Origin of the sequence: Ferriphaselus sp. R-1, from assembly GCF_000746095.1 — a bacterium.
Classification (GTDB): domain Bacteria; phylum Pseudomonadota; class Gammaproteobacteria; order Burkholderiales; family Gallionellaceae; genus Ferriphaselus.
This window is the reverse complement of the sequence record NZ_JQKP01000011.1, coordinates 58,961-81,979: the sequence shown is the minus strand read 5'-3', so window position 1 is coordinate 81,979 and position 23,019 is coordinate 58,961. Positions and strand designations below refer to the sequence as shown.

The 23,019-nt window shown below is 63.1% G+C and carries 20 protein-coding genes; 18 read left to right on the top strand and 2 right to left on the bottom strand.

Annotated elements, in window-relative coordinates; genetic code table 11:
* Positions 1 to 39 precede the first annotated feature (39 nt).
* The 18 genes from DM08_RS08090 (at position 40) to DM08_RS12305 (ending at position 18,534) form a co-directional block, all read left to right on the top strand.
* Positions 40 to 354 (top strand): phosphoribosyl-ATP diphosphatase, encoded by a 315-nt coding sequence (locus DM08_RS08090; protein WP_035384145.1) that lies wholly within the window; start codon positions 40 to 42, stop codon positions 352 to 354.
* Complete coding sequence (locus tag DM08_RS08085) at positions 351 to 701, top strand: histidine triad nucleotide-binding protein (RefSeq protein ID WP_035384144.1); 351 nt, start codon at positions 351 to 353, stop codon at positions 699 to 701. The genes DM08_RS08090 and DM08_RS08085 overlap by 4 nt, the downstream gene beginning before the upstream one ends.
* A gap of 244 nt (positions 702 to 945) precedes the next feature.
* Positions 946 to 1,170, top strand: a complete 225-nt coding sequence (gene tatA / locus DM08_RS08075; protein ID WP_035384142.1) for a Sec-independent protein translocase subunit TatA — start codon at positions 946 to 948, stop codon at positions 1,168 to 1,170.
* Positions 1,171 to 1,184: 14 nt separating this feature from the next.
* Positions 1,185 to 1,559: a Sec-independent protein translocase protein TatB gene (gene tatB / locus DM08_RS08070; protein ID WP_051938007.1), complete on the top strand. Its 375-nt coding sequence runs from the start codon at positions 1,185 to 1,187 to the stop codon at positions 1,557 to 1,559.
* Positions 1,559 to 2,284, top strand: coding sequence for a twin-arginine translocase subunit TatC (tatC, locus tag DM08_RS08065; protein WP_035384141.1), 726 nt, complete (start codon positions 1,559 to 1,561; stop codon positions 2,282 to 2,284). The genes tatB and tatC overlap by 1 nt, the downstream gene beginning before the upstream one ends.
* Positions 2,285 to 2,380: 96 nt before the next feature.
* Positions 2,381 to 3,598, top strand: coding sequence for a glycosyltransferase family 9 protein (locus DM08_RS08060; protein WP_035384140.1), 1,218 nt, complete (start codon positions 2,381 to 2,383; stop codon positions 3,596 to 3,598).
* A complete protein-coding gene (locus DM08_RS08055) occupies positions 3,595 to 4,089 on the top strand; it encodes a GtrA family protein (RefSeq protein ID WP_035384139.1) in 495 nt (164 codons plus the stop codon). Before DM08_RS08060 ends, DM08_RS08055 begins: the two co-directional genes overlap by 4 nt.
* Positions 4,090 to 4,094: 5 nt before the next feature.
* The gene (locus DM08_RS08050; protein WP_035384138.1) at positions 4,095 to 5,810 is read left to right on the top strand and encodes an ArnT family glycosyltransferase; all 1,716 of its coding nucleotides are present in this window, start codon (positions 4,095 to 4,097) and stop codon (positions 5,808 to 5,810) included.
* Positions 5,810 to 7,093 carry a sialidase family protein gene (locus DM08_RS08045; RefSeq protein WP_035384137.1) on the top strand — a complete coding sequence of 428 codons (1,284 nt, stop codon included), beginning with the start codon at positions 5,810 to 5,812 and terminating at the stop codon, positions 7,091 to 7,093. Before DM08_RS08050 ends, DM08_RS08045 begins: the two co-directional genes overlap by 1 nt.
* Positions 7,090 to 7,671 carry a hypothetical protein gene (locus tag DM08_RS08040; RefSeq protein WP_051938005.1) on the top strand — a complete coding sequence of 194 codons (582 nt, stop codon included), beginning with the start codon at positions 7,090 to 7,092 and terminating at the stop codon, positions 7,669 to 7,671. The genes DM08_RS08045 and DM08_RS08040 overlap by 4 nt, the downstream gene beginning before the upstream one ends.
* Positions 7,672 to 7,731: 60 nt before the next feature.
* On the top strand, positions 7,732 to 8,028 hold the full coding sequence (locus DM08_RS08035) for a LapA family protein (protein ID WP_035384136.1): 297 nt from the start codon (positions 7,732 to 7,734) through the stop codon (positions 8,026 to 8,028).
* Between the two features lie 7 nt (positions 8,029 to 8,035).
* The gene (gene lapB / locus DM08_RS08030) at positions 8,036 to 9,211 is read left to right on the top strand and encodes a lipopolysaccharide assembly protein LapB (RefSeq protein WP_035384135.1); all 1,176 of its coding nucleotides are present in this window, start codon (positions 8,036 to 8,038) and stop codon (positions 9,209 to 9,211) included.
* Positions 9,208 to 9,909 carry an orotidine-5'-phosphate decarboxylase gene (gene pyrF, locus DM08_RS08025; RefSeq protein WP_035384134.1) on the top strand — a complete coding sequence of 234 codons (702 nt, stop codon included), beginning with the start codon at positions 9,208 to 9,210 and terminating at the stop codon, positions 9,907 to 9,909. Before lapB ends, pyrF begins: the two co-directional genes overlap by 4 nt.
* A complete protein-coding gene (gene rfaE1 / locus DM08_RS08020) occupies positions 9,906 to 10,835 on the top strand; it encodes a D-glycero-beta-D-manno-heptose-7-phosphate kinase (protein ID WP_051938003.1) in 930 nt (309 codons plus the stop codon). Before pyrF ends, rfaE1 begins: the two co-directional genes overlap by 4 nt.
* Positions 10,836 to 10,837: 2 nt before the next feature.
* A complete protein-coding gene (rfaD, locus tag DM08_RS08015) occupies positions 10,838 to 11,836 on the top strand; it encodes an ADP-glyceromanno-heptose 6-epimerase (RefSeq protein WP_035384133.1) in 999 nt (332 codons plus the stop codon).
* Between the two features lie 79 nt (positions 11,837 to 11,915).
* On the top strand, positions 11,916 to 13,070 hold the full coding sequence (locus tag DM08_RS08010; RefSeq protein WP_035384132.1) for an FIST signal transduction protein: 1,155 nt from the start codon (positions 11,916 to 11,918) through the stop codon (positions 13,068 to 13,070).
* A gap of 32 nt (positions 13,071 to 13,102) precedes the next feature.
* Positions 13,103 to 15,709, top strand: coding sequence for a putative bifunctional diguanylate cyclase/phosphodiesterase (locus tag DM08_RS08005; RefSeq protein WP_051938001.1), 2,607 nt, complete (start codon positions 13,103 to 13,105; stop codon positions 15,707 to 15,709).
* Positions 15,706 to 18,534 (top strand): EAL domain-containing protein, encoded by a 2,829-nt coding sequence (locus tag DM08_RS12305; protein ID WP_051937999.1) that lies wholly within the window; start codon positions 15,706 to 15,708, stop codon positions 18,532 to 18,534. The genes DM08_RS08005 and DM08_RS12305 overlap by 4 nt, the downstream gene beginning before the upstream one ends.
* Before the next feature lie 28 nt (positions 18,535 to 18,562).
* Here the strand turns inward: DM08_RS12305 and uvrA are convergent, their stop codons facing one another.
* Together uvrA and DM08_RS07990 are read right to left on the bottom strand one after the other, a co-directional pair.
* Complete coding sequence (uvrA, locus tag DM08_RS07995; protein ID WP_035384131.1) at positions 18,563 to 21,388, bottom strand: excinuclease ABC subunit UvrA; 2,826 nt, start codon at positions 21,386 to 21,388, stop codon at positions 18,563 to 18,565.
* A 92-nt stretch (positions 21,389 to 21,480) separates the two neighbouring features.
* Entirely contained in the window at positions 21,481 to 22,890 is a 1,410-nt protein-coding gene (locus DM08_RS07990) for an MFS transporter (RefSeq protein WP_088177608.1), read from the bottom strand.
* Positions 22,891 to 23,019: the final 129 nt, after the last annotated feature.

Here is a 23,019-nt window from a genome sequence, read left to right as displayed (position 1 = left end):
CTGGATTCCCGTTTTCACGGGAATGACGGGGTTTAAGGGATGAGTGAGATTCTGCAACGACTGACCGAAACGCTGGAGTCGCGCAAGGGCGCGGCGGCGGATTCGTCTTATGTCGCCAAGCTGTACGCCAAGGGCGACGACGCGATTCTGAAGAAGGTGATCGAGGAGGCGGGCGAGGTGTTGCTGGCGGCCAAGGACGGCGACAACGCGCATCTGGTGTACGAAGTGGCTGATCTGTGGTTCCACACCTTGGTGCTGCTGGCGCACAAGGGGCTGAGCAGCGACGACATCCTCAACGAACTGGCGCGCCGCGAGGGCGTGTCGGGCATCACCGAAAAGGCGAGCCGAAAATGAGCGATAACTGTATCTTCTGCAAGATCGCGCGCGGCGACATCCCGTCGCGCAAGGTGTATGAGGACGACGAGCTGTTCGCCTTCCACGACATCAATCCGGTCGCGCCGGTGCATTTCTTGCTGATCCCCAAGCTGCATCTGGTTTCGCTGGCCGAGGCCGACGACAGCCATGCCGCCTTGCTGGGCAAGATGCTGACGCTGGCGCCGAAACTGGCTAAGGAGCAGGGGCTGGACAACGGCTTCCGCACCGTCATCAACACCGGCAAGGGCGGCGGGCAGGAAGTGTTCCATTTGCATGTACACATCATCGGCGGCGGCAACATCCCGCCCATGGTCAAACGTAGTTAATCGAGGAGAGAGAAATGGGTTCCATGAGCATTTGGCATTGGCTGGTCGTGTTGCTCTTGTTGGCCCAGATAATCCCTATTGTAAAAATTCTCAGCAAAGCTGGGTTTTCAGGATGGTGGTCAATTATCGGCTTTCTACCGTTAGTTAACATTTTGGGTGTGTGGATTTTCGCGTTTACAAAGTGGCCAAACGTAGCGGAACTTCGAAAGTCTTAGTGAGTGAAACGTAATTCAAGGAGAGAAGAATGGGCGGATTGAGTATTGGTCATTGGTTGATCGTATTGCTGGTGGTGGTTTTGATATTTGGCACCAAAAAACTGCGCAACATCGGCGAAGATCTGGGCGGCGCGGTAAAGGGTTTCAAGGAAGGCATGAAGACCGGCGAAGAAGCGGCTGCGCCTCAAGTCGAGCAGAAGGGTGGCCAGACCATCGAAGGCGAAGTGAAGAGCAAGACGCACTCCAACAGCTGAGCTAGCGACACGCGATGTTCGACGTAGGCTTGTCCGAGATGATGGTGATTCTGGTGGTCGCCCTCATCGTCATCGGCCCCGAGCGACTGCCCAAGGTGGCGCGCACGATGGGGCTGTTGTGGGGACGCGCCCAGCGCTACATCAACGGCATCAAGAACGACATCAGCCGCGATCTGGCGATGGAAGAGATGCGGCAGTTGAGAGAGAAAGTGCAGCAGGAAGCCACCGCAGTCGAAGCCTCCGCCCGCCAGATCACTCAGACGCTGGATCAGCAGGTGGAATCGGTCAACCGAGCTGCCACGACCGCCGTGCCCCAGGTGCAGGCTGTTGAGACCTTTGAGCTGCAGCCCAGTCCCTCGCCCCAGCAGCAAAAATTCCCAATCGATTGATGAGTACCAGTGAGAGCTTCATCTCCCACCTGATCGAGCTGCGCAATCGCCTGCTCAATTCGGTCGTGGCCTTGCTGCTGGTGTTCGTTTGCCTGTTCCCGTGGGCGGCTGATCTATACGCCGTGCTGGCGCACCCACTGCTGGCCAAACTGCCCAAGGGTGGCCAGATGATCGCTACCGACGTGACCACGCCGTTCTTTGTGCCACTCAAGGTGGCACTGATGGCGGCTTTCCTGATCGCGTTGCCCTACATCCTGTATCAAATCTGGCGTTTCATCGCCCCCGGCCTGTACGAGCACGAGAAGAAATGGGTGTTCCCGCTGGTCGCCTCCAGTCTGATGCTGTTCTTCTGCGGCATGGCTTTCGCCTATTTCGCGGTGTTCCCCGTGGTGTTCGGCTTCATCACGGCCTCGGCCCCGGTGGGCGTGGCGGTGATGACCGACATCGACAAATACCTGAGCTTTGTGCTGTCCATGTTCGTCGCCTTCGGACTGGCGTTCCAGGTGCCGGTGGTGGTCGTGGTGCTGGTCAAGATGGGCTTCGTCACCATCGCCAAACTCAAGGAGATCCGCCCCTACGTCATCGTCGGTGCCTTCGTCGTCGGCGCCATCTTCACCCCGCCCGACGTGGTGTCCCAGTTCATGCTGGCGATGCCGCTGTGGCTGCTGTACGAAGCGGGCATCGTGGTGGCCGGGATGATGGGCACATCGGCTTCGGCAGCGTAGCCGCATTGTGAATTGCTGCGCTTTCGCCGATAATCGCGCCCGCGCCGGGTGCTGGTCTGCAGCATGTCCGGCGGACTCTCGAAAACTGGATTCCCATTGAACATCAACCTCCAACGCACGCTGGACCGACTGGTCGGGGTTCCCGTCTGTGCCTTGCTCTCCGGTTACGAGCGCCTGCGCACCGCGCTGTTCGGTCGCGCCGAACCGGCGCAGCCTAAGCGGATACTGATCGTGCTGTTGTCGGAGATGGGCAGTCTGGTGTTGGCGCAGCCGATGTTCGCCAAACTCAAGGCGCAGTACCCCGACGCTTCGCTGCACATCCTGATGTTTGCCAAAAACCGCGAGGTGCTCGACCTGCTCGGCGTGATGCCGCCGGAACACGTCATCACCATCAACGACAAGTCGCTGGGCGGCTTCGCGGGCGACGCGCTGAACGCGATACGCACCATGCGCAGGCTCAAGTTCGACGTGGTGATCGACTGCGAGCTGTTCACGCGGGTGAGCAGCATCTTCACCTATCTGTCTGGCGCGCCCATTCGCGTCGGCTTCTATCCGCACACGCAGGAAGGCTTGTATCGCGGCAGCTACATGACGCGCCCGGTGATGTACAACCCCTACCGCCATCTGTCGCAGCAGTTCCTGACCATGGTTGCCGCCATCGGTTCCGGCGGCACGCCGGTCGCCAAAGCCGCCGCCGCCGAGTTGCAGCCACCGCCCCTGCTGACCTTCGCCGAGGGCGAGCTGGAGCAGGTGGGGAGCAAGCTGCTGGGCGATTTCCCCGTGTTGGCGGGCAAGCAGCTGGTGCTGGTCTATCCCGACGGCGGGCTGTTGCCGATCCGCGCCTGGCCGCCCGAGTATTACAAGGAGCTGTGCGCGGCGCTGTTGCGCGAAGGGTACGCGGTCGCCCTGATCGGCCTGCCGGATGCCAAGCCGCTGGCGCAGTCCATCGTGGCGCATTGTGCGCACCCGCACTGCATCGACCTCACCGGCTACACCCGCTCGGTGCGTCACCTGCTGGCGATCTTCAACCATGCCGACCTGCTCATCACCAACGATGGCGGCCCCGGCCAGTTCTCCGCGCTGACGCGTTTGCCCACGCTGGTGTTCTTCGGCCCGGAGACACCCGCGCTGTACAGCCCGCTCGCCCCCAACATCCATTGCCTGTACACGGCGCTGTCCTGCTCGCCCTGTCTCACCGCCTACAATCACCGCAACTCGCCGTGTGACGGCAACAACCAGTGCCTCAAACAGATCTCGCCCGAGCAGGTGCTGGCGCGTGCCCGTGAGTTGCTGCAAGCCGGGCGGGGCGCATGAGTTCGGCCTTGCGCTTGCGCATGTCGTTCGCCTCACTGTTGCGCCGGATACTGTCGCGCCGCTTCCTCAAGTTCGGCACGGTGGGCGCGTCGGGTACGGTGGTCAACCTCGGCATGCTGTACCTGGCGCAGGAACATCTGTTCCATGCCGTGCAGTCGCCGGAGTTGCGGCTCAACCTGTCGCTGGTGCTGGCGATCTTCTTCGCCACGGTCAACAATTTCTTCTGGAACCGGCTGTGGACCTGGGCTGACCGCACCCAGCACCATCATCGCTCCTGGCTGTACCAGTTCGGGCAATACACGCTGGCGTGCTGGCTGAGCATCGTGTTGCAGATGCTGTTCACCAACCTGCTCGCGCCGCACTTCTACTATCAGGTGGCCAATGTCATCGCCATCGGCTTGACCAGCGTGCTCAACTTCATCCTCAACGATCTCTGGACCTTCGGGCGCGTCAAGCTGCTGCGGAAAGCTGCCGCACGGAAGCCGGACTAGCCCGCATGAGCACCCGGCGTTTGACCTGGTATCTGCTGGCCACCGCGCTGGCGGTGTGCGTCTATCTTTACGGGCTGGGCAGCCCGCACATCCCCAAAAACGGCGATGAACTGGTCTATGCCCACATCACGCGGCTAACGGCGGCCAGCGGACACTGGCTGCCGCTGCAATCCGAACTCGACCACATGCGCAACACCAAGCCGCCGCTGCTGTTCTGGCAGGGCATCGCCGCCACCCACGGGGGCGCGGACTGGAGCTTGTGGCAGTTGCGCTACCCCAGCGTGATCTACACCTTGCTGACGGCGTTGCTGGTCTTTCTGCTGGCGCGGCGACTGGCGCAACAGCGCAGCGGGCCGGGCGAGGTCTCGCCCACCGAGACCGGCTACATCGCCGCGCTGACCTTTCTAGCCTTCTTCAGCACCTACCGCTTTGGTCGCCCGTTCCTGGTCAATCCGCCGGAAGTGTTCTGGTTCTTCCTGCCGTTCTTCACCTTGCTGTACTGGCAGTCGGTCGCGTTCGACTCGCGCTGGCGGCTGCCGCTGCTGCTGGGCATTCAGATCGGCATCGGCCTGCTGTACAAATCGTTCGCCCTGATCGCACCGGTCGGTCTGGCTTTGGCTTGGTGGTATCTGCACCGGCGCGGCTACCGCGTGCGGCGCTTCCTGACGGAGGATGCGGGCAAGATCGTGCTGACGCTGGCCGTGGCGCTGGTGCTGTTCAGCCTGTGGTTCGCGCTCGATCCCGATCCACGCGCCATCTGGCAGGAGTTCGTGGTCGGCGAGAACGCGGGCAAGTTCGGCGCGCGCGGTCAGGGCTATCTGGCCAATCTGTTGTGGGGCGGCAGCAGCGTGTGGGCGCTGCTGGTCGGCTATCCCATGAACGCCGGTCTGCTGGCGTTCCCGGTGGCGGCGGTGTTCTTCGTGGCCTGGTCGCAGCGCGGTCGGCTGGGTGCTGCCGAAACCATGTTGTGGATCTGGATGTTCGCGCTGTTCATCGTGTTTTGCGCGCCCAGCCAGCGCTCGGCGCGCTATCTGCTGGACGCAATGCCGGGGCTGGCGGTGATCTGCGCGTTGCACTGGCCGCGCATCCATCGCGGTTTCTTCGTCGCCAGCCTGCTGTTCGCCGCAGCCGTGTCGGGTTTGCTGGCGTTCCTGGCCGTGCGCTTGCAGCACGAGGTGGGCGGCCTGTACTCGGCGGGATTCTGGTTGCTGTTGGCGACCACGGCGGCGCTGCTGCTGTTCGGTCTGTTCTCCGCGCGCCATGTTCGCGCCGTGGTCAACGTGGTCGTGTTGCTGGTGACGCTGAGTCTGGCCGCTTTCCTGAGTCCGTTCGACGGCGCGCGCGGCAGTTTCAGTGCGGAGACGCAGCGCCAAGTGCAGGGCCGGGACGTGTGGGTACCGTGCAATTTCCGCGCGGTGGACGAGGGTTACCGCTTCCTGTTGCCGGGTGCCAAGGTGCATGGCTACGAAGCGCTGCCATCGCTGGGCGTGGCCGAACTGTCGTCGAACTACGCGCTGTTCGCCGTACAACTCCCGCTTGATGCCGACTGTCCCGGCTGTCAGGTGTTGGGCCAGCGTTTGGAGCTGCGCAGCCGCCACAGTTCGGACGAGATCAAGCGCATGTTGCGCGGCGAGGTGTTCCAATTGCTGTTCGTCAAGGAGCTGTTGCTGGTTGCGCCGCAGGCCGCGCCCGCCCAGCCGCTGCGCGAGGCGTGTCGTTGATGCGGCGGAATCGGGCACTGTTGATCTTGCTGGCGGTCGCCTTCGGCGCAGCTTTCCTCAAGGCGGGCAGTTTCCCTGGCGTGGCGGCGTTCGTCCCTGCACCAGCAACCCACATCGCGGCGACCACGGCTCATGTTGAGAGCCGATTCGCTTCCTCCAAGTTGCACACCCAGGTCCACGCCGCGTCCGCCATCGAATTGAAGGACGGCACGGTGCGGGCGTTCTGGTTCTCCGGCAGCCGCGAGGGCGCGGCGGACGTGACCATCCACAGCGCGGTGTTCGATCCGCAGCTTGGCCGTTGGGGCAAGGAGACCGTGGTGGCCAGCCGGGAATCCACGCAGCACGGGCTGCATCGTTACGTCAGCAAGGTCGGCAATCCGGTGCCCGCGCGTACCGCCGACGGGCGGCTGTGGCTGTATTACGTCACCGTCTCGCTGGGCGGTTGGGCGGGCAGTTCGATCACGGCGATCAGCTCGGATGACGAAGGTCTGAGCTGGAGCGCGCCGCGCCGCCTGATTACCTCGCCCTTCGCCAACATCAGCACTCTGGTCAAGGGCGCGCCCTTTCTGTACGCCGACGGCACGCTGGGCTTGCCGGTGTACCACGAGTCGTTCAGCAAATTTGCCGAGTTGCTGCGTCTGGATAGGCATGGCACGGTGATTGACAAGCAGCGGCTGGCGGCGGGGGGGCAGGGCAGCTTGCAGCCGGTGCTGCTGGTGCAGGACGCGCAGCGCGCGACGGTACTGACGCGCTATTCCGGCAGCGAGGCACCGCGCCGCGCCAGAACGATGAGCACGCAGGATGGCGGTCAACACTGGAGCGCACCGGTCGCTTCGGCGCTGCCCAATCCCGATGCGGCCTTGAGCGCCGTGGTGCTGGCCGACGGTCGCTGGCTGGCTGCGCTCAACAATCAGCAAGCGGGACGCGACAGCCTGTCGCTGATGCTGTCGGCGGATCAGGGGGCGAGCTGGCGTGTGGTGCAGGTGTTGGAAGATCAGCGCGGGCAAGCGGCGGCGTGCGAACCGCGCATCGACGCGGCATTGCGGCAATCGGACTTGGCCGTGGCGCATGCCGCGCCCGAGGTGTACGCTGGGTACCGTGATTCGGCCAGGGTCAAGGTACAGAGCGGCGGTGCCTGCAACTTCGAGTTCTCCTACCCTTATCTGATACAGACCCGCGCGGGCGACTTCCACCTGCTTTACACCTGGAATCGGGTGTTCATCAAGCATCTGCATTTCGATACGGCCTGGATCGAGCAACGTTTGCGCGAGGCCGCGCCATGATGGCCTACACCGACCTCACCGGACTGGCCGGCGTGGCGTTCGCGCTGGGCGTGATGCTCAGTCGCTTGCCCCTGATCTCACGCTTTGCCGTGGCCAGGAGCTGGCTGGTCGCCGGCATCATGGCACTGGCCCTGCTGCCGGTCAGCGATCTGTCCCTGGCGGGCTATGTGCGTGGTGTGTCGGGCGACTTGAGCGTGACTTCCTTGCTGTTGCTCGGCCTGACCTTGCTCAGCCGGGCACATCCGCAGCGGCAGGGTCTGTTGCTGCTGGTGGCCGGGGCCGCGCTGGCCTTGTACCCTGCGGCCATGGGGCTCGGTAGCTTCGATCCGTACCGGCTGGGCTACGGCGGCTACGCTGCCTTGGCGGCGCTGCTGCTGTTGGCCCTGTGGCACTGGGTGCGCGGGAACGGCTTGATCGTGCTGGGGCTCGCATTGGCTGTGTCGGCCTGGGCGCTGGGCGGCTATGAGTCCGCCAACCTATGGGATTACCTGATCGATCCCTGGGTCGCCATCCATGCCTTGTTCGCACTTGGCAGAGCCGGGCTGGCAGCGCTGAAACGTCGTGGCGGCGCAAGGTAATTGAGGCGATAGCCCGGCTTTCGTGCTATCTTTGCCGCCGGTTTTTGGAGCGGGTTTATCATGCGATTTCTGCTGTGGCCGCTGCGGGCGGCGATCTTTCTGCTGGTGCTGGGATTCGCCGTCAAAAACGACCAGACGGTGATCCTGCGCTATTTCATGGGCTACGAATGGAGCGCCTCGCTGGTGGTGGCGCTACTGGTGTTCTTCGTTGCCGGTGTGCTCGTCGGCATGCTGGCGCTGTTGGGGAAACTGTTGCGGCAGCGCCGTGAGATATTGCGCCTGGAGCGCGAACTGCGCCTGAAGAATACTCTGGCGGACGTGGAGCAGATGCAGCGCTCCCACGTTCAGCCTTCTTGAACGGATTATGGAATTTGAACTTTGGATGTTGCTGATCTTCCCGCTGTTCTTTGGCATGGGATGGTTGGCGGCACGTATCGACATCAAGCAACTGGTGGATGAATCCAGTGCCTTGCCGCGCTCCTACTTCGAGGGACTGAACTTCCTGCTCAACGAGCGGCAGGACGAGGCCATCGATGCGTTCATCGAGGTGGTCAAGGTCGATCCGCAGACCATCGAGCTGCACTTCGCGCTGGGCAGCCTGTTCCGTCGGCGCGGCGAGGTGGATCGCGCTTTGCGCATGCATTTGAACCTGGTCGAGCGCGCCGATCTGGACAAGGACAAGAAACAGCAGGCGCTGTTCGAGCTGGCCCAGGATTATCTGCGCGCCGGCATCCTGGATCGCGCCGAACAGACTTTCCTGGAGCTGCACGATTCTCCGTACGCCAAACAGGCGCTGGATTTCCTGCTGGAGATCTATCAGAAGGAAAAGGATTGGCAGAAGGCCATCGAGGTCACGCAGCGCATGAGCTTGCTCACCGGTCAGCAGCAAGACCGCGAGGCGGCGGCGTTCTGTTGCGAGCTGGCAGCCGAGGCGCTGGCGCGACAGCAGTCCGGGCAGGCACGCCAGTATCTGGAACAGGCCTTGAACACTTGGCCGAAAGCGGTGCATGCCTCGCTGATGTTGGGCGATCTCGAATTGTCGGGTGACCGCCCCGAACAGGCCATCGCCGCCTGGCAGAACATCGAGCACCAGGATGCGCAGTATCTGCCGCTGGTGGCCGAGCGCCTGCTCAATGCCTACCGCTCGCTGGGGCGTGAGGATGAGGCGCTGGTCTTGTTGCAGCGCTACCAGCAAAACTACCCTTCGCTCGATCTGATGAACGTGCTGTTCGATGCCGTGCGCCAGCGTCAGGGACTGGAGGCTGCCTATGCCTTGCTGCGTGGGGAGTTGCATCGCAACCCCAGCCTGCTCGGACTGGAAAAGTTGCTGGAGGCGCGCTTGCTGGATGCACCCGATGACCGCCGGGCCGATGTCGAACTGGTGCGGGACCTGGTGCATCAGCGCACCCGTTCGCTGGCCATGTACCGCTGCACCCAGTGCGGCTTCAAGGCCCGTCAATTCCACTGGCATTGCCCCGCCTGTCATGGCTGGGACACTTACCCGCCGCGCCGTACCGAAGAAGCTGGATTCCCCCTATGAACGACCCGAAGATCATCGTCGCCCTCGACTACCCCGCCGCCGCGCCTGCACTGGAACTGGTGGCCCGCCTTGAACCCGCGCTGTGCCGCCTGAAAGTCGGCAAAGAACTCTTTACCAGCGCTGGCCCGCAACTCGTGGAAAGCTTGCAACAGCGCGGTTTCGACGTGTTCCTCGACCTCAAATTCCACGACATCCCCAATACCACCGCACACGCTTGCAAAGCGGCGGCGAGCTTGGGCGTGTGGATGGTCAACGTCCACGCGCTGGGCGGCCGCAAGATGATGGAGACTGCGTGCGAAGCGTTGGCACAGGTCAGCAAGCGACCCAAATTGATCGCCGTCACCGTGCTCACCAGCATGGGGCAGGACGATTTGAACGGCATCGGCCTCAACGCCACCCCCGCCGAGATGGTGCAGCGCCTGGCCGCACTGGCGGCGGACAGCGGCTTGGATGGCGTGGTCTGTTCGGCGCAGGAAGCCGCGCTGCTACGCCAACAACGCGGTAAAGAGTTCTGTCTGGTCACTCCCGGCATCCGTCCGGCGGATGCGGCAGCCAACGACCAGACCCGCATCATGACTCCGCGCGCCGCATTGGAAGCCGGTTCCAGCTATCTGGTCATCGGCCGTCCCATCACGCAGGCCGCCGATCCTTTGCGCGCCTTGCAAACCATTTCCCAAGATATCGGAGGGCTGGCATGAAGCTGCCATCGTTCGAGAACGCCCGCGTACTGGTGGTGGGCGACGTGATGCTGGACCGTTACTGGTTCGGCGATGTGGAGCGCATCTCGCCGGAAGCGCCGGTGCCGGTGCTGAAGGTGTCGCGCGTCGAGGAACGTCCCGGCGGAGCGGCCAACGTGGCGCGCAACATCGCGGCGCTGGGCGCGCAAGCCACGCTGCTGTCGGTGGTGGGCGACGACGAAGCCGGGCATTGTCTGGAAAAGTTGCTGGTCGGGCAGGGCGGGGTGAACGCCTCGCTGCATCGCGACCCCGGCATCTCGACCACGGTGAAGTTGCGCGCGGTGGCGCGCCAGCAGCAGTTGCTGCGCATCGACTTCGAGACTGCACCCAGCCACGAGGTGCTCAATGCCAAACTGGCCGAGTTCCGCATCCGTCTGGCCGATGCCGACGTGGTGTTGCTGTCCGATTACGGCAAGGGCGGGCTGACGCACATCGCCGAGATGATCCGTCTGGCGCGGGCGCAGGGCAAGCCGGTGCTGGTCGATCCCAAGGGCGACGATTACGCGCGCTATCAGGGCGCGACCCTGCTCACGCCCAATCGCAGCGAGTTCCGCGAAGTGGCGGGCGGCTGGAAGAGTAACGACGAGCTGACGGCCAAGGCGCAGCAACTGCGCGTCGAACTGGGGCTGGAGGCCTTGCTGGTGACGCGCAGCGAGGAAGGCATGACGCTGTTCCGCGCGGGCGACGTGTATCACGAGGCAGCGCAGGCGCGCGAAGTGTTCGATGTCAGCGGTGCGGGCGACACGGTGATCGCCACGCTGGCGGTGATGCTGGCGAGCGGCGCAGACATGGCCGAGTCGGTGCATGTGGCGAACCGCGCTGGCGGCATCGTGGTGGGTAAATTGGGTACGGCAGTGGTCAGCCGGGATGAACTGGAAGGAGTTTGAGCATGTATCACATCGTTACGGGAGCCGCAGGCTTCATTGGTTCCAACCTGGTCAAGGCGCTGAACGAGCGCGGCATCACCGACATCATCGCGGTGGACAACCTGAAGAAGGCGGACAAGTTCCGCAATCTGGTGGATTGCGAGATCGCCGACTTCCTCGACAAGGAGGAGTTCATGGCCAAGCTGGAGACCGGCTACTTCGACGGCGTGGTCGAGGCGGTGCTGCATGAGGGCGCGTGCTCCGACACCATGGAGACCGACGGGCGCTACATGATGCACAACAACTACCAGTATTCGCTGGAGTTGCTGAACCACTGCCAGAACGAGGACATCCCCTTCCTGTACGCTTCGTCCGCCTCGGTCTATGGCATGGGGCCGAATTTCACCGAGTCGCGCGAGTTCGAGTCGCCGCTGAACGTGTACGCTTATTCCAAGTTCCTGTTCGACCAGGTGGTGCGCCGCCGCTGGGACAAGCTCAACGCACAAGTCGTCGGCCTGCGCTATTTCAACGTGTATGGCGCGCGCGAGCAGCACAAGGGACGCATGGCTTCGGTGGCCTTCCACTTCTTCAACCAGTACCGCGCCGACGGCTATGTGAAGCTGTTCGAGGGCTGCGAAGGCTATGCCAACGGCGGCCAGTTGCGCGATTTCGTGTCGGTGGAGGACGTGGTCAAGGTGAACATGTTCTTTCTGGAGAACCGCGACAAGTCCGGCATCTTCAATCTGGGCACGGGCCGCGCGCAGAGCTTCAACGACGTGGCGGTGGCGACGCTGAATGCCTTGCGCGTCGCCGAGGGTGAGGAAGCACTCACGCTGGAAGAGATGCTGTGCCGCGAGTTGATCCGCTACATCCCCTTTCCGGATGCGCTCAAGGGCAAGTATCAGAGCTACACCCAGGCCGACATGGCGGCGCTGCGCGAGATCGGCTACGCCGACGAGTTCCTGAACGTCGATCAGGGCGTGTCGCGTTATGTCGCCCGACTGCTGCAAGCAGCCAGCTGAGCGCTAGCCTGATCGGTTGCCCCTGCTGGCGCAAGCCCGCATAATGCAGCCAAGATTCGACGTTGACGGGAGGTTTCCGATGAAACGGTCATGTATGCACTACTGCGCGACGCCCGACGCGAGCGAGCTGGCGAAGGTGCTGGACGAGTGGAAGATCAGCCATCCGTCGATGGGGGTTCTGGCCATGGTGCCCGAAGCGCGTCGGGAATACGTCCCGCTGGTACAAGACGTGTGCCGTCAGCGCGGCATACCGCTGGTGGGCGGGGTGTTCCCCGAGTTGATCGCAGACTCTGGCTTCACCCGCGATGGCGTTTGGTTGTTGCGCTTCGATGAGATGCCGTATGTGGCGTTGCATGAAGGTTTGGAGCCGGGCCGTGGCGGAGCGGTGCGGGCGGCATCCGAGATCGTCGCCGAGGTGCGACCCCGCTTGAACGACAACTCATCGCCCGCCACCCTGTTCATGCTGTTCGATGCGCTGGTGCCCAACATCGCCACCATGCTCGACGAGGTCTATCTGCAACTGGCCAACCGCGTGCATTACGCCGGGGCCAATGCGGGCAGCGAGACTTTCCAGCCCATGCCCTGCTTGTTCGACGGTGAGCGCTTGATCCAGAACGGCGTGCTGGTGATGTTGCTCACGCCGCATCACGGGGCCATCCTGGAGCATGGTTACTGCGTACCGGCCCGGAACATCACGGCCACTACCACCGAGGGCAATCGCATCGTGCAGATCGACTGGCGACCCGCATTCGAGGTCTATCAGGAGTTGGTGCGGGCGCAGTTCGGGGTCGAGATCACCCGCGAGAACTTCTACCAATACGGCGTACATTTCCCTTTCGGCATCGTCCGCGCCAATCACAACGTGGTGGTGCGCATCCCGGTCGCCTTGGGTGAGGATGGCTCGCTGTTCTGTGTGGGTGAAGTCCCGGCCAATGCCGTGCTCGCACTGCTGGAGGCACCGCAGGTCGATTCTGCGCAGACGCTGGATGCCTTGACCCAAGGGCTGGCTGGTTTGAACGGTGGCTCCGTCGATGAGGACGTGATGCTGTTCTACTGTGCCGGACGTCGTCTGCACATGGGGGTTGAGGCCGCCACCACCGAAGTGCAGGAGTTCGTCCGCCGTACCGGCGCGGCCCAGGTCGCCGGAGCCTTGTCGCTGGGCGAGATCGGCGGCTCCACGTTATGGGGTTACCCGCTGTTCCACAACGCAACGCTGGTTGCAGCGCTGTGGTGAGATCGCCAGTGTTATCGTTCATCATCCTCTAGATGCAGCGCGAACAAGTCCTCCCCATCCTGTACGAAATGGCACTGGTCATCGGGGGCGAGACTAGTCTGAATCCCCTGTTGCTGCGCACCTTGCAGCGCTTGCTCTACTACACTTCGTATCCGGCAGGCTTCGTCTGTCTCGAACTGCCCGAGGAAGACGCGCCTGACGGTATGTTGTCCGCCCGGCTGGATGCGGTGGTGGGGGACTATGAGCTGGCGCAGTCCAGCGGCCAGGTGCTGCGGTTCCCGGCAGCGTTGCTGCGCGGTTACGGCCAGCGGCAGGAAGAGGCCCGTGCCTTGCTGGAACGACTGCCCACTTCCGCCGGACGCTACCGCGCCTTCCTGCGCCTGCCGATCGGCGATAGCGGTGTCATCATCCTGCTCGCACCGCAGATGCCGGAAAGCGAACTGCCGCTGACCCAGATGTTCCAGCCGGTGATGGCCAATCTCGCCAAAGCCATCGAACTGTGTCGCCAGAACGATGCGCACCAGGCCGCTGTGGCGGCTCAGCGCGGCCAACTGGAGTCCATGTTGCAGCAAAGCGAGGTCAGCTTCCGGGCCTTGATGGAACTCAGTCCCATAGGCGTGGGCTTCTCGTGTGACGGCATCGTCGTCGACATGAGTGCGGTGTGCCTGCGCATGTTCGGGTATGACTCGATCGACGAGGTGCGGGACCAATCCTTGCTGGCATTGATCGCCGCCGAGCGCCGTGAGCAGATACTGGACAAGATCCGTCGCCGCGCCCAAGGGCTGCCGGTGGAAAGCATCTATGAGACGATCGGGCTGCGCAAGGATGGGTCGAAGTTCCCCTTGCTGGTGTCCGCACAGCGGGTGGAACTCTCGGGCGGCGCGCGGACCTTCACGTTTTTCATCGACCTGAGCGACCAGAAACAGACCGAGTTCGAATTACGCTCAGCGAACGAGATGCTGAGCTCGGTGTTGGAGAACGTGCCCGCACGCGTGTTCTGGAAGGATACCGAGTCGCGCTATCTGGGCTGTAACAGCCTGTTTGCCCGCGATGCCGGTCTGCAGCGACCGGATGAGCTGGTCGGCAGGGACGACTTCGCGATGGGCTGGCGTGCCCAGGCCGAGCTGTATCGTGCCGATGATGTGCGTGTGATGCAGTCGGATACCCCCAAACTCGGGTTCGAGGAACCGCAAACCACGCCGGATGGTCGGGAGATTTGGTTGCGTACTTCCAAGGTGCCGCTGCACGACAACGACGGCAAGGTGTTCGGCGTGCTGGGCATCTACGATGACATCACCGAGCAGAAACAGACCGAGGTGCAGATACGCCAGTTGGCCTTCTTTGACCCCCTCACCGGGCTGCCCAACCGTCGTTTGTTGTACGACCGGGTGCAACAAACGATGACCAGCAGCGCCCGCAGTGGCCGTCATGGCGCACTGATCCTGCTGGACCTGGATCAATTCAAAACGGTGAACGATACCCGGGGCCACACCATCGGTGATGCGCTGTTGGTCGAAGTGGCGCGCCGTTTGCAGGCGTGCGTGCGCGAGGGCGACAGTGTGGCCCGCATGGGTGGTGACGAGTTCGTGGTGGTGCAGGAAGACTTGAGTGCCGATGCAGCGGAGGCTGCCGCGCAGGCGGAAGCGATGGCCGAAAAGGTGAGGGTCGAGTTGGGCCGTCCCTACCGGCTCGAAGGGGGCGATTACCATACCTCACCGAGCATAGGTATCGTGCTGTTCAGCGATCACGAGCAGCCGATGGAGGCGCTGTTCGTCCATGCTGACATGGCCATGTACCAGGCCAAGGCGGGTGGGCGGAACACCCTTCGCTTCTACGATCCGGAGATGCAGTCGGTGCTGGCCGCACGCAGCGAGCTGGAGTCCGCGCTGCGTGTTGCCTTGGCGCGCGAGGAGTTGCAGTTGTACTACCAGATCCAGGTGGACGGTCAGGGCCAGCCGCTCGGTGCGGAGGCGTTGTTGCGCTGGCGGCATCCGGTGTTGGGCATGGTGTCGCCAGCCCGCTTCATCCCGGTGGCGGAGGAGAGTGGACTCATCCTCCCGATCGGACGGTGGGTGCTGGAGACGGCTTGTGCCCAACTGGCCCGCTGGCAGCAGCATCCGGCATTGGCCCCACTGACACTCGCGGTCAACGTCAGCGCACGCCAGTTCCGTCAGGACAATTTCGTGGCACAGGTGCGAGCCTGCTTGACGGACAACCGGATATCGGCCTCTCGTCTCAAGCTGGAACTGACTGAGAGCATGGTGCTGGAGAACGTCGAGGAGACGATACGCAAGATGGAGGAGTTGCAGGCTTTGGGTGTGCGCTTCTCAATGGATGACTTTGGCACGGGCTATTCATCGCTGAGCTATCTCAAGCGTCTGCCGCTGGACCAGATCAAGATCGATCAGTCTTTCGTGCGCGACATCACTACCGATCAGGATGATGCGGCCATCGTGCAGACCATCATCGCGATGGCACACAGCCTGGACCTGGAGGTCATCGCTGAAGGGGTGGAGACACCCGAGCAACGGGAGTTCCTGGCACAGCGCGGCTGTCGCGCCTATCAGGGGTATCTGTTCGGCAGGCCGGTCGCCGGGCCGGAGTTCGAGGCCGCCTTGTTGTCAGGGAGGGAAGCATGAGCCGAGCGATCCTGCTCTTGTTGGTGTCGTTGCTGACTTGGTCCTGTCCGGACTCCACGGCCTGGGCCACTGCGGAGGGGCGCACGGTGCAAATCGGGGTGCTCTCCTTCCGCCCCCTGGAGCAAACGCTCAAGCAATGGCAGCCTACGGCGGATTATTTGAGTGCCCATGTGCCGGGCTACCGTTTTACCGTGGTCCCGATGTATTACAAGGAGCTGGACCTGGCCGTGAATCGCCACGAATTTGATTTCGTGCTGACCAATCCGGAGCATTACATCAATGTGCGGGTCGACCATAGTCTGACGGTCTTGGCCACCTTGATGCCCTTGGCCGAAGGGCATCCGGTGACGACGTTCGGGGGCGTGATCCTGACACGCGCCGAGCGCACCGACATCGCCACGCTGGAGGATATCAAGGGCAAAATGGTCGCCTCGCCGGCGGAGCAGTCGCTAGGCGGCTATTTGATGCAACGCTGGCAGCTCTACAAGCAGGGGATCGAGGTCAAAGACCTTGCCGGGATCCGCTTCACGGGCATGCCGCACGACAAGGTGGTCATGGCCGTCCTGGCGGGCGAGGCCGATGTCGGGTTTGTGCGCACCGGCATACTTGAGAGCTTGGCGCGTGACGGCAAGATCCGCCTGGATCAATTCAAGGTGCTCAACTTGCAGCCCAAGGCGGCTTTTCCGCAGTTGCTTTCCACCGAGCTCTACCCCGAGTGGCCGTTCGCTGCCATGCCGGAAGCGTCCGACACGTTGGTCAAGCAAGTGACGCTCGCCTTGCTGAACATCCAGCCGCAGGAGCACGCGGCAGTGCAAGGCAAATACTTCGGCTTTTCTCCCGCCGGCAACTATTCCCAGGTGGAAGCCATGATGGCGCGGCTGAAGGTCAATCCGGAGCGGGCGCATGAGTTTGATTTCCGCGATGTCTCTCGCAAATATGCCGTGTCGCTGTTGAGTGGCGCGCTGGTGTTGTTGCTGGCCGCATCCGGTGTGGCCATCCATTTGGCCCGTACCCGCAAGCGGCTGCGCATCAGTTTGCTAGATCGCGAAGACCTTTCGCTCGCCTTGCAGCAGGCCAACGTCACGCTGGAGGAGAAGGTGGCGCAGCGTACCCGCGAACTGCAGAGCAGTGAGGCGCGTTTCCGCCACATGTTCGAGCATCATGCCTCGCCCATGATGTTGGTCGACCCGTACAGCGGTGACATCGTGGATGCGAACCATGCGGCCGAAAAGTTCTACGGCTATGCCGCTGTCGAGATGCGCGCCATGCACATCACCCAGATCAACATCGATTCTCCCCAGCATGATGCGGAGGAGCGGGAGATGGCGCGCAGGAATGAGCGCAACTATTTCATGTGCACCCACCGCCTGTCGAATGGCGAGATGCGGTCGGTCGAAGTCTATGCCTCACCGGTGGAGGTGGATGGCAAGGAGCTGCTGTTTTCCATCGTGCACGACATCACGGCACGCAAGAAACTGGAAGAGCAGATGCATGAACTGGCGTTCTACGATGCCTTGACCAAGCTGCCCAACCGCCGCCTGTTGGTCGACCGTTTGGGCAAGCTTCTGGTCACTTCCAAACGCAGCCATCGGCATGCTGTGCTGATGTTCCTTGATCTGGACAACTTCAAGCAGATCAATGATCTGTATGGTCATGATGTGGGCGATCTGCTGTTGCTGGAGGTGTCGAAACGACTGCAGGCCTGCATCCGTGAGGAGGACAGCGTCGCCCGTTTGGGGGGAGATGAGTTCGTGGTGATGCTGGAGAACTTGTCCGAGCATCTCGACGCGGCAGTGTTGCAGTCCGAAACCGTGGCGGAAAAGATCCGTGCCGCCTTGTCCGAGCCCTACCGTCTGCATCGAATCGGTGTCAACGGTACGGTCGATCTGATCGAGCACCATTGTTCGTCCAGCATCGGTGTGACCGTGTTCCGTGGTCAGGAGCATACGCTGGAGGAATTGTTGCGCTGGACCGACATGGCGATGTATCAGGCCAAGGAAGCCGGGCGCAACGTCATCCGTTTCTTCGATCCCCAGATGCAGACCTCCATCGAGCTGCGAGCCGCCATGGAGAACGATCTGCGTCTCGCGCTGGAGCAACGGCAGTTCAGCCTGTATTACCAGTTGCAGGTCGGCTTTGCCGGGCGGGCACTCGGGGCCGAAGCCCTGCTGCGCTGGCTGCATCCGCAGCGCGGCATGGTGTCGCCGCTACAGTTCATTCCCTTGGCGGAAGAGAACGGCATGATCATCCAGATCGGTCTTTGGGTGTTGGACACGGCTTGCCAGCAACTGGTGGCCTGGCAGGGCGATGCGGCCACCAGCCATCTGCGTCTGGCGGTCAATGTCAGTGCCAAACAGTTCCATCAGCCGGATTTTGTTGCGCAAGTACATGCCGTGCTGGTGCGCACGGGGGCCGATCCGACCAGGCTGGAACTGGAGCTGACGGAGAGCATGGTGCTGGAGAACGTCGAGGAGACGATACGCAAGATGGGCGAACTCAAATCCCTGGGCGTGCGTTTTTCGATGGACGATTTCGGCACGGGCTATTCATCGCTGATCTATCTCAAGCGTCTGCCGCTGGACCAGATCAAGATCGACCAGTCCTTCGTGCGCGACATCGCCACCGACCCGAACGATGCAGCCATCGTGCAGACCATCATCGCGATGGCACACAACCTCGGTCTGGAGGTGATCGCCGAGGGGGTGGAGACCGAGGTGCAGCGGGCGTTCCTTGAGCAGCGCGGCTGTCGTGCCTATCAGGGTTATCTGTTCGGCAGACCAGTGCCGATAGAGCGATTCTCGGTTCTGGCCGGCGGCGCGGCCTGAACCGGCGCGCGGAAGCGCCCCTCCCGGATCAGAGCATCCGCTCCAGCAGCGACTTGAGATACGGCCCGGTGACGCTGGCAGGATCGTCGGCCAGCGCCTGCGGCGTGCCTTGTGCCACGATGAGGCCACCGCCTGCGCCACCTTCCGGGCCGAGGTCGATCACCCAGTCGGCAGTCTTGATCACATCCAGATTGTGCTCAATCACCACCAGCGTGTTGCCCTGATCGCGCAGTTTGTGGATCACTTTCAGCAGCAGGGCGATGTCGTGGAAGTGCAGGCCGGTGGTCGGCTCGTCGAGGATGTACAGGGTGCGGCCCGTATCGCGTTTGGACAGTTCCAGCGACAGCTTGACGCGCTGCGCCTCGCCGCCGGACAGGGTGGTGGCACTCTGGCCCAGCGTGATGTAGCCCAGACCCACGTCCAGCAGCGTCTGCAACTTGCGGGCGATCACCGGCACCGGCGCGAAGAATTCGTGCGCCTGCTCCACCGTCATCGCCAGGATCTGGTGGATGTTGCGGCCCTTGTACTGCACCTCCAGCGTCTCGCGGTTGTAGCGCTGGCCGTGGCACACATCGCACGGCACGTAGACGTCCGGCAAAAAGTGCATCTCCACCTTGATCACGCCGTCGCCCTGACAGGCTTCGCAGCGGCCGCCCTTGACGTTGAAGGAGAAGCGCCCCGGCCCGTAGCCGCGCTCACGCGCCGTCGGCACGCTGGCAAACAGGTCGCGGATCGGGGTGAACAAGCCGGTGTAGGTCGCGGGGTTGGAGCGCGGCGTGCGGCCTATCGGCGACTGGTCGACGTTGATGACCTTGTCGAAGAATTCCAGCCCGTGGATTTCGGCGAACGGCGCGGGTTCGGCGCTGCTGCCGTAGAGATGGCGCGCCACGGCGTGGTACAGCGTGTCGTTGACCAGAGTGGATTTGCCCGAGCCGGACACGCCCGCCACGCAGGTGAGCAGGCCGACCGGCAGCTCCAGCGTCACGTCCTTGAGATTGTTGCCGCAGGCACCGACGATGCTCAGCGTGCGCTCGGGGTCGGGCGAGCGGGCAGCGGCAGGCGCTTCGATGCGGCGGCGGCCCGACAGGTAATCGCCGGTGAGCGAAGCCGGGTTGGCGCGAATTTCTTCCGGCACGCCGTGCGCCACCACTTGCCCGCCGTGCTCACCCGCGCCGGGGCCCATGTCCACCACGTAGTCGGCAGTCTGGATCGCATCCTCGTCGTGCTCGACCACGATCACGCTGTTGCCCATGTCGCGCAGGCGCTTCAACGTGCCCAGCAGGCGGTCATTGTCGCGCTGGTGCAGGCCGATGGAAGGCTCGTCCAGCACGTACATCACGCCGGTGAGGCCGGAGCCGATCTGGCTGGCCAGGCGGATGCGCTGCGCCTCGCCGCCGGAGAGGGTTTCGGCGGAACGTTCCAGCGAAAGATAATCCAGCCCGACATTGTTGAGGAAGCCCAGGCGGCTGACGATCTCCTGCACGATCTTTTCGGCGATGGCCTGTTTCTGGCCGGTGAGGCTGAGCCCGCTGAAAAAGGCCAGCGTGTCGCGCAGCGCCATGGCGCTGATCTGCCGCAAATCCTTGTCGGCGATGCGCACGTTGCGCGCTTCCCGGCGCAGGCGCGCGCCGCCGCATTCCGGGCAGGTGCAGGTGTTGAGGAACTTGGCCAGTTCCTCGCGCACGGTGGGCGACTCGGTTTCCTTGTAGCGGCGCTCCAGATTGTTGACGATGCCCTCGAAGGGATGCTCGCGCACCACCGGCTTGCCGAACTCGTTGAAATGGTTGAAGGCGATCGCCTCCTTGCCGGAACCGAACAGCAGGATCTGCTGCACCCGCTCCGGCAGGCTTTCCCAGGCCATTTCCAGCTCGAAGCCGTAGTGCTTGGCCAGCGCCGAGAGCATCTGGTAATAGAACTGGTTGCGGCGGTCCCAGCCCTTGATCGCACCGCTGCTCAGGGAGAGCGTGGGGAAGGCGACCACCCGCTTGGGATCGAAGAAACTGATGTTGCCCAGCCCGTCGCACTTGGGGCAAGCGCCCATCGGGTTGTTGAACGAGAACAAGCGCGGCTCCAGCTCGGGCAGCGCGTAATTGCACACCGGGCAGGCGAACTTGGCCGAGAACAGATGCTCGCGGCCAGAGTCCATTTCCACCGCCAGCGCGCGGCCTTCGGCGTGGCGCAGCGCCGTTTCGAACGACTCTGCCAGCCGCTGCTTGGCGTCCGGCGCGACTTTCAGCCGGTCCACCACGATCTCGACGGTGTGCTTCTTGTTCTTCTCCAGCTTGGGCAGGGCGTTGATGTCGTACACCTCGCCGTTCACGCGCAGGCGCACGAAACCCTGCGCGCGCAGTTCGTCGAACAGGTCGAGCTGCTCGCCCTTGCGCTCCACCACCAGCGGCGACAGGATCATCACCTTGGTGCCTTCCGGCAGCGCCAGCACCGTGTCCACCATCTGGCCCACCGACTGCGCCTGCAACACCAAGTCGTGGTCGGGGCAATACGGGTCGCCCGCGCGGGCGAACAGCAAGCGCAGGTAATCGTGGATCTCGGTGACGGTGCCGACGGTGGAGCGCGGGTTGTGCGAGGTGGCCTTCTGCTCGATCGCGATGGCGGGCGACAGGCCCTCGATCAAGTCCACGTCAGGTTTTTCCATCAATTGCAGGAACTGCCGCGCGTAGGCGGACAGCGATTCCACATAGCGGCGCTGCCCCTCGGCGTACAGCGTGTCGAAAGCCAGCGAAGACTTGCCCGACCCCGACAACCCGGTGATGACCACCATCTGGTTGCGCGGCAAATCGAGGTCGATGTTCTTCAGGTTATGGGTGCGCGCACCGCGTATCTTGATGTATTCCATGCTGGGTCAGGAGGTGGGAACGACCCGCGAATATACGCGAATTCTCGGGCTTTCCCAACCTGCTTGGGACGGGGAAACCTGCTCCGGCGGGCTCACGGGCTGGTCGATTCTATGCCTTCGGTTGCGGCGGTGCTTTCCATCGTGTCCAGGTCACGGTCACGTGTCTCCTTGCTGATCCACAAGGCGATGAACGACAGGCATCCCAGCCCGGCCAGATAGAGGCCGACCGATCCCGCGCCGTGGTTGTGCGCCAGCCAGGCGGCGGCGAAGGGCGTGAGCGCCGCGCCGAGTATCGAAGCTAGGTTGTAAGAGATGCCGGAGCCGGTGTAGCGGGTGTGGGTGGGGAAGAGTTCCGGCAGCAGGGCCGACATGGGGCCGAAGGTGAGGCCCATCAGCGACATGCCGGTGCAAAGGAACAGCAGCATCAGGCCGAGGTCGGCCTGCCCGCCCGCGCCCATGGACTCAGGTGCAAGGAATAGGCCGAAGCTGAGTCCGAATGTGATGAGCGCGAGGGTGACGACTAGCAGCAGGCTGCGCCGTCCGTAGCGGTCTGCCAGTTTCCCTGCCACCGGAATGCCCGCCGCGAACAGCAGCACCGAGGCCAGTTGCAGCTTGAGGAAATCCTTGTAGCCTATGCCCAGGCCGCCGTTCTCGACCTTGCCGATGGCGTAGGACAGCACCCAGGTGGTCATCAGGTAGAACACGCCGTAGGTGGCGACCATGATGAACATGCCGAGCAGCAGTTCCTTGGGGTTCTTGCGCAGCACTTCCATCAGCGGCGATTTCAGTCGTTCGCCACGTTCCACGGCGCGGGCGAACACCGGGGTCTCGTTGAGCTTGAGGCGTACGTACAGGCCGATTACCACCATGCCGATGGAAAGCAGGAAGGGAATGCGCCAGCCCCAGATCAGGAAGGGATCGGCGGGGTCGGCGTGGGTAGAGTCGTAGCTGAACCACGCGGTGAGCAGCAAAAACAGCCCGTTGGCGAGGATGAAGCCGAACGGCGCGCCCAGTTGTGGCCACATCGCCGCCGAGGCGCGTTTGCCGGGGGCGGCAGTCTCGGTCGCCAGCAAGGCCGCACCCGACCATTCGCCACCCAAGCCCAGTCCCTGGCAGAAGCGCAGGATGGCCAGCAGCGTCGGGGCGTACAGGCCGATCTGCTGGTAGGTCGGCAGCAGGCCGATCAGGAAGGTGGCGATGCCCATCAGCAGCAGGGAGCCGACCAGCGTGGCCTTGCGCCCGACGCGGTCACCGAAATGGCCGAACAGGATGGAGCCGATGGGGCGTGCCACGAACGCCACCCCGAAGGTCGCCATCGAGGCCAGCAGGGCTGTGGAATCGTTGCCTTTGGGGAAGAACAGCAAGGGAAACACCGACACTGCCGCCGTGGCATAGATGTAGAAATCGAAGAACTCGATGGTGGTGCCGATCAGGCTGGCGAAGATGATGCGGCGGCGGTCGGACGCGGTGACCGTCAGGCTGGGGGTGGTTTCGTTCTGCATGGAAAAGTCGCTGGCATGGAGTCGGGGCGACATTCTAACGCGAGCAGGCGGCGGCATCGAATTGACATCGAACTACAAATGCCGGAAACTGCGCCCCGTGCCGATTTGAGTTCAGCTTGCGGGGCACGT